The 13,796-nt window shown below is 63.4% G+C and carries 10 protein-coding genes and 1 pseudogene; 2 read left to right on the forward strand and 9 right to left on the reverse strand.

Annotated features, from left to right (window positions below):
- Window positions 1-7: 7 nt before the first annotated feature.
- Genes DIZ22_RS04990 through DIZ22_RS05000 form a run of 3 tightly spaced genes read right to left on the reverse strand, consistent with a single transcriptional unit; the run spans window position 8 to window position 1,984 of the window.
- Entirely contained in the window at window positions 8-235 is a 228-nt protein-coding gene (locus DIZ22_RS04990) for a hypothetical protein (RefSeq protein WP_048939665.1), read from the reverse strand.
- A gap of 28 nt (window positions 236-263) precedes the next feature.
- Window positions 264-1,559, reverse strand: coding sequence for a sorbosone dehydrogenase family protein (locus tag DIZ22_RS04995; RefSeq protein ID WP_122928012.1), 1,296 nt, complete (start codon window positions 1,557-1,559; stop codon window positions 264-266).
- A complete protein-coding gene (locus DIZ22_RS05000) occupies window positions 1,556-1,984 on the reverse strand; it encodes a DUF2231 domain-containing protein (RefSeq protein WP_017503768.1) in 429 nt (142 codons plus the stop codon). Before DIZ22_RS05000 ends, DIZ22_RS04995 begins: the two co-directional genes overlap by 4 nt.
- A 39-nt stretch (window positions 1,985-2,023) precedes the next feature.
- On the opposite strand from DIZ22_RS05000, the gene DIZ22_RS22170 reads away from it, so the two are divergent.
- A complete protein-coding gene (locus DIZ22_RS22170) occupies window positions 2,024-2,335 on the forward strand; it encodes a hypothetical protein (RefSeq protein WP_240626808.1) in 312 nt (103 codons plus the stop codon).
- A 228-nt stretch (window positions 2,336-2,563) separates the two neighbouring features.
- Here DIZ22_RS22170 and DIZ22_RS05010 read toward each other — a convergent pair whose 3' ends face one another.
- From DIZ22_RS05010 to DIZ22_RS05035, 6 genes are all read right to left on the reverse strand, one after another.
- Window positions 2,564-5,797 (reverse strand): glycoside hydrolase family 2 TIM barrel-domain containing protein, encoded by a 3,234-nt coding sequence (locus DIZ22_RS05010; protein ID WP_048936672.1) that lies wholly within the window; start codon window positions 5,795-5,797, stop codon window positions 2,564-2,566.
- A 10-nt stretch (window positions 5,798-5,807) separates the two neighbouring features.
- The gene (kduI, locus tag DIZ22_RS05015) at window positions 5,808-6,644 is read right to left on the reverse strand and encodes a 5-dehydro-4-deoxy-D-glucuronate isomerase (RefSeq protein ID WP_048936671.1); all 837 of its coding nucleotides are present in this window, start codon (window positions 6,642-6,644) and stop codon (window positions 5,808-5,810) included.
- A 20-nt stretch (window positions 6,645-6,664) separates the two neighbouring features.
- Window positions 6,665-7,804 (reverse strand): glycoside hydrolase family 88 protein, encoded by a 1,140-nt coding sequence (locus DIZ22_RS05020; protein WP_048936670.1) that lies wholly within the window; start codon window positions 7,802-7,804, stop codon window positions 6,665-6,667.
- Window positions 7,801-9,111 (reverse strand): MFS transporter, encoded by a 1,311-nt coding sequence (locus tag DIZ22_RS05025; RefSeq protein WP_048936669.1) that lies wholly within the window; start codon window positions 9,109-9,111, stop codon window positions 7,801-7,803. The genes DIZ22_RS05020 and DIZ22_RS05025 overlap by 4 nt, the downstream gene beginning before the upstream one ends.
- Before the next feature lie 62 nt (window positions 9,112-9,173).
- Window positions 9,174-12,020 carry a TonB-dependent receptor gene (locus tag DIZ22_RS05030; protein WP_206364616.1) on the reverse strand — a complete coding sequence of 949 codons (2,847 nt, stop codon included), beginning with the start codon at window positions 12,018-12,020 and terminating at the stop codon, window positions 9,174-9,176.
- A gap of 92 nt (window positions 12,021-12,112) precedes the next feature.
- The gene (locus tag DIZ22_RS05035) at window positions 12,113-12,826 is read right to left on the reverse strand and encodes a FadR/GntR family transcriptional regulator (protein WP_037520836.1); all 714 of its coding nucleotides are present in this window, start codon (window positions 12,824-12,826) and stop codon (window positions 12,113-12,115) included.
- Between the two features lie 189 nt (window positions 12,827-13,015).
- Between DIZ22_RS05035 and DIZ22_RS05040 the strand changes: the two are divergent.
- Window positions 13,016-13,783: pseudogene (locus DIZ22_RS05040) on the forward strand (DUF4861 family protein); the annotation flags it as partial.
- Window positions 13,784-13,796: the final 13 nt, after the last annotated feature.

Raw genomic sequence — 13,796 nt, forward strand, 5'->3', positions numbered from 1 at the left:
CATGGATTCAATCTTGTCGGACGGCGGATCGTGCGCTGTTGTCGCTATTGACCTCGTCTGCGCCGGTCTGGTCGGCCCTGAAATAGCCGATCGCAACCACGATGAGCAGAACCGCGATGACGAGCGCGAGGCTTGTCACCAATATGGACCGTGTCACGGTCGTTCGCGATCCGCTGCGTGCCTCGACCTTCGAGAGATGGGTTACCGTTTCGCCGTCTTCCTGTCGTTTCTCCATTTTCTCTCTCCTTGCCCTTTGTCTCATGTCAGCGGCGGTTGGGGGCTATCCGCCAGACGCTGTTGGACAGGTCATCGGCGACAAGCAACGCGCCATGGACCGGATCATAGCTTACGCCCACCGGACGTCCGCGCGCATGTCCATCCTTGATGAACCCGGTCAGGAAGTCCTGGGGCTTGCCGGCGGGCCGACCATCGGCGAATGGGATGAATACCACCTTGTAGCCGGCCAGATCCTGTCTGTTCCAGCTGCCATGCTGTCCGACGAAGGCGCCCTGCGCATAGGCGGGGCCAAGACCTCCGCCGGTTGCGAAGCTGATGCCGAGCGCCGCGACATGGGATCCCAGGGCATAATCGGGCCGGATCGCGCGTCGCACCATATCGGGCTGCTGCGGACGCACCCGCGGATCGACATTCTGTCCCCAATAGCTGTAGGGCCAGCCATAAAAGGCCCTGGGGCGAACCGCAGTCATATAATCGGGCGCCAGTTGCGGTCCGAGCTCATCGCGTTCGTTCACCACGGCCCAGAGCCGGCGCGTCTGCGGCTCAACTGCAAGTGCCGTCGGATTGCGGATGCCCGAGGCATAGGTGCGATGCATGCCGGACTGACGATCAACCTCCCAGATGACGGCGCGATCTTCCTCCACCGCCATGCCGCGTTCGCCGACATTGCTGTTGGAGCCGATACCGACATAGAGTTTCGATCCGTCCGGGCCGGCTGCCAGCGACTTGGTCCAGTGATGGTTTATGCGCGAGGGCAATCTGGTCACTTCGACGCCCGGCGTGGTGATGCGCGTCTCGCCCTCGCGATAGGGAAAGCGCAGCAGCGCGTCCTGTGTCGCGACATAGAGCTGGCCCTCGACCAGGGCGAGGCCATAGGGCGCATTCAATCCGGTGATGAGCGCACTGCGCAATTCGGCGCGGCCATCGCCATCGGCATCGCGCAGCAGGGTGACGCGATTGCCACCCTTGACCGATGTCTTACCCATGGCCTTGATCTGGGTCGCGATGACATCTTTGGGCCGCAGCGCGGGGGCCGAACCGCCCGACCCTTCCGCCACCAGAATGTCGCCATTGGGCAGCACCAGCATCTGGCGCGGGATGGCGAGCCCCGTGGCAAAGGCCGTCACGCTAAAGCCGGCCGGTGCCGTCGGATTCTCATTCCCCCAGCCAGTGGGCGTCGCGATTTTCATCGGCGGCAGCAATGTCTGGCGCTGATCGGGCAGGCCCGGCCGGCCGCCGGTCTGGTCAAGGCCGGGCTGGCTGCGCCCGCAGGCGGCAAGCGCCAGGAGACCGGCGCCCAGGATGAAGGCACGCACGATCATGGCCGAACCTCCCGATAACCCGCGAAGGCCACCCAACCGGCGGCAAGGGCAGCCAGGCTGCTGAGGATGGAGAGGATGAGGCCGATGGTCCCGACTGAACTCCAGCCGTCGCGGCTATGCTGAAAGGCGTTGATGAGCCCGCAGACCCACATCAGCGCCAACAGCAGCAGATAAAGGCCATGCTGCCGGCGTGCAGGCCCTTTGGCACGCGTTAGCGCGATCAAGGCCCATAGCAGTACCAGCCCACCGCCGATCAGCGCGCCGGTGATCAGCCAGGCCGAAAAGTTGCTCCACTGGATTTCGGCGCTGTTGAGATAGGTGATGTCCGACAGCAGGGCAGCGGGAAACAGGGCGACCGGCCAGGCGAGCAGCAGGCCGTGAAGCGGATGGAGCAGGGGCCGGGTGCGCGGCGGGGCGCTGGGCAAGACATGTCTCCGTGTCGAAGGAAGAATGATCCCCCGCCAATGCGCCGGATGGCTTTTGGTTTCGCCGACACCGGCAATTCATCCACTTGTTACGAAACAGAAATGTTTGAACCGGATGCCGCTTCGCGTGTTGGCAGGAAAGACGCTGCACACCGGATGCGGCGCAAAAGGGGTGACGCGGGCGCAATGCGCAATCCATGGCTCTGGACCATTTCACTGCTCGGCCTTGGCGCCTGCAATGCGCAGCAGTCGGCCCTCCATGTCTTCGGCGCCGAAGCGCGGCAGGTACGCTCAGCCATCATGGCGGCATGCGGATCATCTTGTGGCTGGGTGCCATTGGCCCGGCCCTGATCCTTGGCGCGCTGCTTCTCTATGCTTTGCCTGCCATGCGCTCGCGCGACACGGCGCCTGGCGACCTCACCATTCGGGTCGAGGGCGAGCAATGCTGGTGGCGGGGTTCCTATCCGTGTTTGTCACTCACTCCAGTTCTGCGATTTTGTTCGATGTAGGAGTGCGCCTGCATCAATCACGCACTTCACAATTTTCGCCGTCAACTGGATGGGAGGTCGCCAGCCTCTATCACTCAATTTCCGTCGCGCGCGCCGGCTTCGCCTTGCCGGGCGTGGTGCCGGTGCCCGCGAAGGAGCTCAGGCGGAAGCTGAAGCGCGTCGGCGCGCTGGTGGTGCGATAGGCGGCCATGGGCTTACCGAACTCGCTCCACTGGGTGTCGCCGCCCACGCCCCATTGCGCCATGTCGATCAGCAGCGTGCCCTGGTCGTGCGGCCGGATGTCCGACGATTTCCAGGTGCCCGGCTTGTACCGGTCGAGATCGGCATAGGGGAAGGCGAGGGCGTTCATCATCATCGGCTGCTCGCCCTGCACGCGCAGGCCTGCGTTGTCTCCTGACAGTTCCATCCAGCGGACATCGACCTTGTTGCCGGTCTCCTGCGGCCGGATATAGTCGTGATTCTGGTCCGCCAGCGCGCCGCGCCACAGGCCGATCGGCGCCGATGTCTTGCGATCGACATAGCTTTCATGCGGGCCGCGGCCATACCATTCGACCGTATCGAGATCGGCCGGCAGGCTGAAGGCCAGGCCGATGCGGAAGGGCGGTGGCAGGTCGGGTTTGACGGGGGTGAAGCTGCCGGATACGGTCACCGAACCGTCGCCGGCCATGTGGTAGATACTGGTGAAGCTGGCAGCGCCATCGCCCAGTTGATAGTCGACCTCGACGGCGCGGTTGCCGTCGGTCTGGGGCGTCAGGCGGATCGCGCTGACCTTGCGCTGCTCGCTCATGCCCTTCCAGATCGCGAATTGCCTGTCGGTGCCGATGCCGATGTCATTGTCGGTCACCGCGCGCCAGAAATGGGGCGCGCCACCCTGTGCCAGCATCCGGCCGTCCTTGCTGTAGGAACGGACCAGGCCGCTCGCCCGGTCGATCACCAGCGCAGCGTCAGCGGCACTGAGGTTGATCGCGCCGCCCTTGTCGCTGATCGCGACGGTGCCGCTGGCGGCGGCGGGCAGGGCAGGTGTGTCCTGTTGCAGGGCAAACTGTTCCCACCCGACCAGCGTATTAGCTTCCACGGCGGGGATTGAGCCGGCTTTGGCTCGGGCGCTGATCGTCATGAAATATTCCGACCCGGCCCGGCGCGGCATGGTTGCGATCGGCAGCGTCATCGCGGCCGCGCCATGGGCCGGGACATTGGGCGCTGCGAGCGACCCACGCGCAATCTCCACGCCATCCTCCAGCAGTGCCCAGTCGAAGCTGAAGCCCGACAGGTCGATAAAGTCATGCCGGTTGCGCACGGTCAGGCGGCCGCTCGCCGGATCGAAGCCGTCGAACTGGACCGGCGCATAGACCTTGCGCAGTTCGTAAAGCGCGGGATTGGGGGTGCGGTCGGACTGGAGCAGGCCGTCGCCAAATTCGATGTCGCCGCCCGGATTGGGGCCATATTCGCCGCCATCACCCCAATAACGCCGCCCGTCCTTGGTGTAGCGATACATGGACTGGTCGACCCAGTCCCAGATGAAGCCGCCCTGCAGCTTGTCGGGATGGGCGTAGATCGCGTCCCAATAATCCTTCAGATTGCCACCCGAATTGCCCATCATATGGGCATATTCGCACTGGATCATCGGCTGCCGGAAATTCCAGTTGGTGGCATAGTCGACCAGCTTGGCGACCGGATCATACATGGGCGCATAGATGTCGGCATAGTCATTGGGGCGGTGATCACCGATCCCGTCCCATGTGCCCCAGCCCAGATAGCTGATCAGCCGGTCGGGATCGCGCGCCTTGGCGGCGGCCGCGGCTGCGGCGAAATTGGGGCCGATCCCGGCTTCATTGCCCAGCGACCAGAATATGATCGAGGGATGGTTCTTGTCGCGCTCCACCATGTTGGCTACGCGGCTGACATGGGCATCCTTCCAGGCCGGGTCGAAGCCGATCTGGAATTCGGCGCGCCGTTCGCCATGCTTGTTGGCATAGTCCATATAGGCGTGGCTCTCGATATTCGCCTCGTCCATGACATAGAGGCCATAGCGATCGGCAAGCTCGTAGAGGCGCGGATCATTGGGGTAGTGCGACGTACGGATCGCATTGATATTGTTGCGCTTCATCAGCTGGATGTCGCGCTCCATCGACTCCAGCGAGATGACGTGGAAGGTTTCGGGATCATGTTCGTGGCGGTTGACGCCGCGAATGGTGATCGGCTTGCCGTTCACCGTGACGACGCCATTCTGCATCGCCACGGTACGGAAGCCGATCCGCGCATAGCTGGACTGGATGATCCGCCCCTGCGCATCATAGAGTTCGACCAGCAGCATGTAGAGATTGGGCGTCTCGGCCGTCCATGGCTTCACCTTGTCGACCAGGCCGGTCAGTGTCACGCTGCGTTCGGCCTGGCCTGCGGCAACGGGCTGGCGGCCTTCGATGACGGTGCGATCGCCGTCCATCAGTGCATAGCGCGCGCTGGTGGCGGCCCCCCGCGTCACCGCGATATCGACCGCCAGCTTGCCGGCGCCCGTTGCATCATCGAAGCCGGCATGGGCGAAGAAGTCACGGATACGCGTCCTGGGCGCGGCCATCAGGAACACCTCGCGCTCGATACCCGACACGCGCCAGAAATCCTGATCCTCCAGATAGGAGCCGTCCGACCAGCGGAATATCTGGATGGCAATGCTGTTGCGGCCGGGACGGACGAAGCGGGTTACGTCGAATTCCGACGGTAGCTTGCTGTCTTCCGAGTAGCCGACCTTCTGGCCGTTGACCCAGACATAATAAGCCGAGCCCGCCGCCCCGATATGCAGCACGACATCCTGACCGTTCCAGCCCGCCGGCAGATCGATGTCGCGGCGATAGGAGCCGACCGGATTGGTCGCATGGGGGATTAGCGGCCGGTTGGCGGGGAAGGGGTAGGTGATATTATTATAGCGGGCCTGGTCATAGCCCTCGGCCTGCCAGTCGGCCGGCACCTTGATCGACTTCCAGCCCGACACGTCGAAATCGGGCCGCTCGAACCCGGCCGGCAATGTGTCGGCATCGGGCGAGAAGGCGAACTTCCATTCCCCGTTCAGCGACAGGAAACGGCCCGATTGGGTGCGATGGCCGGCCAGCGCGCGGTCCCGGCTCTCGAACGGAAAGGCGGTGGCGCGGGCGGGCAGCTTGCCGATCGCGAAGATGGCGGGATTTTCCCAGTCGGGCCGGGTGGGATCGACCTGCACGGGCTGTACCTTAGGCGGGCCACCCTGCGCCAGCGCGCCGCCGGCCAGAGCCAGTGTGCTGACCGCCGCCAGCGTCCAGATCCGTCCGTGCATTCCCATCCCCTTATTTCAACTGGCAGATATCGAGGACGTCCATGTCCTCATAATCGAGATTTTCACCGGCCATGGCCCAGATGAAGCTGTAGTTGCGGGTGCCCGCGCCCATATGCACTGACCAGGGCGGCGAGATCACAACCTCCTCATTCTCCATCACGATGTGCCGCAATGCGTCCGGTTGGCCCATATAGTGGAAGATTCTATCCTCCTCTTCCAGATCGAAATAGAGATAGATTTCCGATCGCCGCTCATGGACATGGGGCGGCATGGTGTTCCAGACGCTGCCGGGCTCCAGCCGGGTGAGGCCCAGGCACAGCGACGCGCTCTGGCACAGATGGGGCAGGATCAACTGATAGATGGTTCGTTCGTTGGACGTGTCCAGGCTGCCCCGCTGCATCGGGTTGCTATCCGCCTGCGACAATTTGCGTAGCGGAAAGGCAGCATGAGCCGGGACACTGAGCAGATAGAAACGCGCGCCCTCACCGCTGAAGCTGATCGCCTGCGACCCCATCGGGATATAGAGGGCCTCATAGCGGGCGAGCCTGTGGTCGGTGCCATCGACGCGGACCGTGCCGTCGCCCTTGCCGATATTGACGACGCTCATCTCGCGCCGTTCCAGCAGCGGATGGCCGGCCGCACTTTCCGGTTCGCTCTGGCATGGCAGGTCCAGCGTCCCGGCGCCCGGCACCGCGCCGCCAATGATGAACCGCTCGCCATGGGAGTAGGTGAGGGTGATTTCCCCGGCGCGGAACAGGCCGGATACCAGATGCCGGTCGCGCAGATCCTCATTGCTGGCGCCGTCCATCATCACCGGATGTGTGGCGTAGTAGGTTTTTTCGAACATGCCGCTCGTCCTCCCGCGCGTCAGCGTTGCGCGTCGAGCGCGGCCACCGCAGTCGCCGCCATCAGGAAGGCGCCGACGCCATAATATTGGGTGTCGCTGGCGGCCACCTTGTCAGGCCGGTCACCAACCTGCTGGACCCAGCCCAGTCGGCCGTCGGGCTGGATCGCCTTTTGCAGCGCGGCCCAGCCCTTGCGCACCACCGGCTCATATTCGGCGCGGGGCAGCAGCCCGGCCTTGATCCCCCAGGCAAGGCCATAGGTATAGAAGGCGGTGCCGCTGGTTTCGGGCGGCGCATTTTCCGGCGCCAGCAGCGAGGGTGCCCAATAGCCGTCCGGCCTCTGCAGCGTCTTGATCTTCGCCGCCATCTCCTTGAACAGCGCTTCCATACGGCTGCGGTCGGGGCTGTCCTGTGCCAGCAGCGGGAGGACACGGGCGATGCCGCCAAACACCCAGCCATTGCCCCGGCTCCAGAACTGCTTGCGCCCCTTGTCGTCGCGCCGCTCGAAGAAGCGGCTGTCGCGATAATAGAGATGCTCGGCAGGGTCGAAGAGGAAGTCGGTGGTCGCCCAGAATTCCTTCATCGCAAAGCGCATATAGCGATCATCGCCGGTCTGGCGCGACAGTTCGACAAAGGCGGGCGGCGCCATGAACAGGGCGTCACACCAGCACCAGCGCTTGAGGCATTCGGTCGCACCATAGCCCTGTGGCGGAATGGCGAAGGCAAGCGTGGTGACCGCCGGCTTGTCGACCACCGTGTCGAACGCGGCGCGGGTCGGCGCCAGCGCATCCTTGCCGGCGCCATGGGCTGCGGCCCAGAGATAGGCCTGGGCGATCGCCTGATCGTCGGCGAAATAGAGATTGTCGCCCGGCTTCCAGCCATTGCGCTGGCCCATGGCCAGGATCGCTTCCTTGATCCGGGGTGGTGCGCCGGCGTCGGCGAGGGCGGTCATGCCGACCCAGAACACCGCCTGTTCCCAGCCGCGCGTCTTGCGCGTTTCATCGGTGGCGCTGGGAATGTGCGACAGATCGTCGAGGCGCGCCAATTGCCAGTCGGCCAGCTTCACCGCCGCCTCGATCGGTGTGCGGGCGGGCTGGGCGGCATGGGCCGGCGCGGCGATGGCGCAGGCCAGCATGATCGGCGCGAAGGAGCGGAAGGTCATGATGCAAGCTCTCCAGTAGGCAAGAGACGGGGACTGATGATGTGGAGCAGCGCCAGCGCCACCAGATAGGCGCTGCCGGCGACGGCGAAGATCAGGGCATAGCTGCTGGTCATGTCCAGCACATAGCCGACAAACTGGGCGATCAGCATGCCGCCGATCGCGCCGGCCGTGCCGCCGATGCCAACCACCGATCCCACGGCGGCGTGCGGGAACAGGTCGGACGGCAGGGTCAGGATATTGGCGGAAAAGGCCTGGTGCCCGGCGGTCGCAAGGCCGATCAGCAGCACCGCCGCCCAGAGATTGTCGATCGACTGGACGGTCACCACCGGCAGCACCGCCAGCGCGCACGCCAGCAACGTCGCCTTGCGTGCTGCATTGACGCTCCAGCCGCGCGCGATCAGCCGCGACGATGCCCATCCGCCCAGCACGCTGCCGGCGTCCGACATCAGATAGATGACGACCAGCGGCGGGCCGAAGCTCTTGAGGTCGAGGCCGTAGCGCTTGCCGAGGAAATCGGGCAGCCAGAAGAGGAACATCCACCAGATCGGATCGATGCAGAATTTGGGCAGCGCATAGGCCCAGGTCTGGCGAATGGTGAACAGGCGTGACCAGGATATGGGCGTGCTGGCGCGCACCGGATCGCTGCGGATATGGGCGAGTTCACCGGGCGATACGCGCGCATGATCCTCTGGCCGGCGATAGAGGAGCAGCCAGGCCGCCACCCAGACCAGGCTGGCAACACCGGTGACGATGAAGGCGGCGCGCCAGCCATAGGCGATGGTGATGGCGGGCACGATCAGCGGCGTGGCGATCGCGCCGACATTGGCGCCGGCGTTGAACAGGCCGATCGCCAGCGCGCGCTCTTTCTGGGGAAACCATTCGGCCACGACCTTCAGGCCGGCCGGGAAATTGCCCGCCTCGCCAATGCCAAGGGCAAAGCGGACGGCGATGAACTGGGCAATGCCGCTGACCAGGCCATGAGCGGCATGGGCGAGCGTCCAGAAGGTGAAGGCGGCGGCATAGCCGATCCGTGCGCCGACCCGGTCCATGAAGCGGCCCATCGCCAGGAAACCGAGTGCATAGGCGCACTGGAACCAGAAGACGATATTGGCATAGTCGCTCTCGCGCCAACCCAACTCCGCCTGCAACACGGGCTTGAGCACGCCGATCATCTGTCGGTCGACATAGTTGATCGCGGTTGCCGCGAACAGCAGGCCGCAGATCATCCAGCGATAACGGCTGGCCCGATCGCTGGCGCCGGCAACGGCATCATCGATATTATCCGGGACGGGATGCGGCATGGTCATGATCGTCTCGCGAAAAGATGGGCGCCGGGGCGTGCAGTCCCCGGCGCCCAAGGGGGAAGGGGTCAGAATTTGCCGCGAATGCCGAGCGAAATGGTGGTGCCGTTGAAGAAGCTGTTGTCGCGCCGCGACTGGCCATTGCCCTTCGGTCCGTCCGGATCCTGATAATAGATGTACACATTCTCGTTGGTGATGTTCAGCGCATCGACGCGCACCTCCAGCGCATCGCTGAACCGGTAGCTGATCGTCCCGTCGAGGAAGCCCTGCGGCGCGGTATAAGGAATCTGGTCGTTGCCGGTATTTTGCGAGGTGATGCCTGTCTTGGCGCGGTAATTATAGGAACCGCGGATCGCGAACGGGCCCTTTTCGTAGAAGAGCGTCGCGCTGTAGCTATATTCCGGCACGAAGGAGATCGGCACGCGCGTCCCTTCGGTGGTGACGAAATCATCGCCCTTCTGGTCGATCAGCGTCAGGCTGCCGGTGAAGCCAAGCCCGTCGAACGGCTTGGGCAGGAAGGTGAAATTCTGCTGATAGGCAAATTCCAGCCCCTTCAGCTTCAACTGGCCCTGATTGATATATTGGGTCCGACGGATCAGGAAATCATCCGGGATGGTGCCGCTGGGGAAGCCCAGCGAGGTCGTGTTGAACGCGCTCGACGGCAGGCCGAGCGAGCCGAAGGTGACGAAGTCCTGCACCGCGGTTGCGCGATCGGTAATGTCCTTCTTGAACGCGCCGACGCTCAGCAGTGCGCCGGGCGCGAAATACCATTCGACGCCGGCGTCATATTGGGTTGCGACCTGGGGGCGCAAATTGGGATTGCCGACCGTGACGTCGGGATTGAAGACGTTGGGCACGATGGTGCCGCCGGCAATGGCGGTCAGCGCCGCGCGGGTGATCGTCTTGCCGGCTGACGCACGCAGCAGCAAGTTGGACGTCAGGTCATAGGCCAGGCTGGCCGATGGCAGCCAGTTTTCATAGCCGCCCTCGCGCCGCTGCGGCAGGAAGACGCCGGCGCCCGCGCTCTGATAATTGTTGATGATGGTGCGGGTGTCGGAATAGCGCAGGCCGGCATAGCCGCGCAGTTCCTTGCCGAACAGCGGCAGGGCGAAATTGCTCTCAAAGAAGGCCGTCTTGACGATTTCCTTCGCGTTGAAGGCAGCGTTGAGATTGACGTTGGCCGCCTCGTTCGCCGAGTTGGCATCGAGATAGTCCATCACGAAGGAGCGCGGGAAGCTCGCAAATTGGGACGGATAGCCCGAATTGCCGCCGTCGCGGATCGCGCCATATTGGATATAGGGATCCATGTAGGAAAAGACGTCGAGGCCGACCAGCTTGCCGGCCGCGATGCTGCTGCCGTCCTGGGTCGAGATGCGCTTGCCCGTGTTCACATAGCTGCCGCCGATCTTGAGCGCGAACTTGCGTTCGCCATCGTCCAGCAGCGACCAGTCGAGCACGGCGCGCGCCGTCTTCTGCTTGTCGATCTCGCGGTTGAGCGAGAAGCCCAGTGTCGGCGTGGTGTAGTTTGACGGATCGGTGAAATCGACCGGCGAGCTGATGGTCGGATAGGTGACATTGCCGGTCGGGTCGAAGGTGCTGGTCACGCCATAGATGTTGCTGACGATCCGGTTGGCGGTGTAGCGGGCGTTACTCTCGCTCAGATTGGCCTGGGCCGACAATTTCAGATTGTCGGTGAAGTCATAGACGCCCCGGATGATGACATATTTGAAGCGGGTGCGGGCGTTGCGGAAGAAATTCTCGTTGATGAAGCTGCTGTTCCCGAATGTGCCGTAGAGATTATTATATTCGTCGATCTTTACGTCGAGCGGGATCAGGCCGGAATTGGTGCCGGTGCCCGGTGCGCTGGTCGATCCCGGCACGGTGCGGGAGTTGCGCACCGCCACGCCGAAGGTGAACTCGTCCGCCTGATCCTTGAGCTGCGAGAAGATGCCGTCGGCGCTCAGTTCCAGCCGATCCGACTTATATTGCAGCGACCCGACCAGGCCCAGCCGCTCACGCTCATTGTTCGAGGTGAAGACGCGGTAGAAACGCGGCATATAGGCGTTGGCCACCTGGTCGCGGGTCAGCGATCCATAATTGGCCAGCGGATTGTCGAGGTCGAGCTGGAACTGGAACGGGCCGCCGGTCGTGGTCGGGCCGGCATAGGCACGCGAACCGATAACCGAGCTGTTATAGCCGCCGGTCGACTGGAAGCCGGACCGTTCATTGACATTCTTGGCATAGGCCGCGCCCAGCAAAACACCGAAGTCGCCCCATGTGTCGCTCAGCAGCAGCGATCCGCGCGGCTGCCACTTCTTCGACTGGGTATTGTAATTGGCCTGGGCGGTATAGCGGATGACCCGGTCCTTGCTGTCGAAGGGGCGGGGCGTCTGCAGGTCGACATTGCCGCCGATGCCGCCCTCTTCCAGATTGGCAAGCGGGGTCTTGTAGACATCGACACGGCCGAACAATTCGGATGGGAAGACGTCATAATTGAAGTCGCGGGTCGAACTGCCGACATTCTGTGACGATGTCGTGCGCACCGGTGCGCCGTTGATGGTGGTGACGGTGAATTCCGATCCCAGGCCGCGAATGCTGATGCGCTGACCCTCGTTCGATGCGCCGTCGCGGCTGAGGAACACGCCCGGAATACGCTGCAGGGAATCCGCGACATTGGCCTCCGGGAATTTGCCGATGTCCTCGGCAACGATGGAGTCGCGCACGCCCACGGCTTCGCGCTTCAGTTCGATCCCCTTTTGCAGGCTGCCGCGAAAGCCGGTGACGACGATGTCGGCGGTGGTGGCTTCACCCTGGGGTGTCGGCTGGGGTTCTGCCTGGGCCAGTGCGGGGGCCGAGGCCGCAATCATGGCCAGCATGCTCACCGACATGGCGACGCACGGAAACGCCTTGTTCATATCCATCCTCCCTCATCACGACTCTGATCGTGTTGATCAGGTTATCATACAACTTTGAGGGGGATGTCAATTGTCAGACTTTAGTCATGCAATCATTCGTCCCGGCTGATCAGGTCATTGAGTTCGGAATGGCGCAAAAGGCTTTCCTGCATGTGATGGCGGGCGGCATGGCGCGCCTTTTCGATGTCCATGCGGACGATGGCGTCAAGCACCGCGTCATGCTCGTCGCTGACCTTGTGGGTGTAGGCGTCGTGCGATCTTTCCGGCTGATATTTGAGGTAGAGGCTGCTTGGCGGCACCAGGCGGACGCCCAGAAATTCGACGAAGCGGGCGTAATAGTCATTCCGGGTCGCGCGGGCGATCGCCATGTGGAACTGGCTGTCGGCTGTGGCGGCGACGGCCGGATCCTCAGCCTCGCGGATGCGGCGTAGCGCGTCGCGCATCGCCGAAATATCTTCGTTCGTGCGACGGGCAGCCGCAAGGCCGGCCATTTCGGTCTCGATCGCCAGGCGCATTTCCAGCAATTTGATCACGTCCGATAGCTCGGACAATTCATCCTTGGTGACCTGAAAGGCGCGGTAGCGTGCGGCATCCGACACGAACACGCCCGATCCCTGGCGGGCGACGGCAAAGCCCTGTGCCTCCAGCCGGGCGACCGCTTCGCGGACCACGGTGCGGCTGACATTTTCCTGCTCGGCAATGTCCTTTTGCGCGGGCAGGCGCGATCCGGGCGGGATGCGGCCGGACAATATGTCCTCTTCCAGTTTGGTGTAGAGCATGTCGGCGAGTGAGGCGGCTTTAGCCATGATGTCGTTCCAGTGAATATTCTTTTTCGAGCCTGCCAGCCTGCGGCAATGTGAGCAAGGGCTTGGCAAGTCTGATTCGATGATTTATCAGCTTATCATACAAATAATCGAGAGGAGCCTGTGGTGAACCGCCCCCAGCCAACAGCATCGTCACGCCGGATCCGGACGCCCTATCTATCGATCGGATTGGTGGCGATCGGTCTTCGCGTCGGCGCGGCCCTGGCGCAGGGCGATGGGGCGGGCGATCGTCTGCCGGTCGAGAAGCGCCTGCCGCCGCCGCCTAGCCAGGCTGCGGCCGCCGTTGCACTGGTTGCATCCTATCGCTACGACGACCTGCTGTGGGAAAATGACAAGACCGCTCATCGCATCTACGGCCATGCGCTGGAGGCGGCCGAGCCGCCATCGGGATCGGGGATCGACAGCTGGGGCAAGAATGTGGCCTGGCCCTTCGCAGATCGCCAGCTACGCAGCGGCGACCAGCATGGCTATCATGGCGAGGGGCTGGACTTCTACAATGTCGGCACCACGCGCGGCGCGGGTGGTCTGGGCATCTGGTACGCCAACAAGCTGTGGACGTCGCGCAACTATGTTCGTGCCCATATCCTGAAATCGGGCGGACAGGTCGCCGACTTCAGCGTCGATTATGCGCCCTGGCCAGTCGATGTCGATCGCAAGGTATGGGAAACGCGGCGTTTCACCCTTCCGCTCGGCACCCATTTTACCCGGCTGGTCTCGACCATAGGATCGGACAAGGCGACGCCGCTGACGGTCGGCATCGGTATCGGCAAGCGCACCACGGGGCAGGGGGCGGGTGACCTGACCGTCGATCGTGCCGGTGGCCTGATCAGCTGGTGGGGGCCGGAAGATGGTGCGCATGGCCGGATGGCGCTGGCATTGCGGGTCGATCCGGCACAGATCGCCGATATCCGCGCGGATGCCGACAATCAACTCATCCTGCTGACGGTCAAGC

Origin of the sequence: Sphingobium sp. LF-16 (genome assembly GCF_003711185.1) — a bacterium.
Classification (GTDB): Bacteria; Pseudomonadota; Alphaproteobacteria; order Sphingomonadales; family Sphingomonadaceae; genus Sphingobium; species Sphingobium yanoikuyae_A.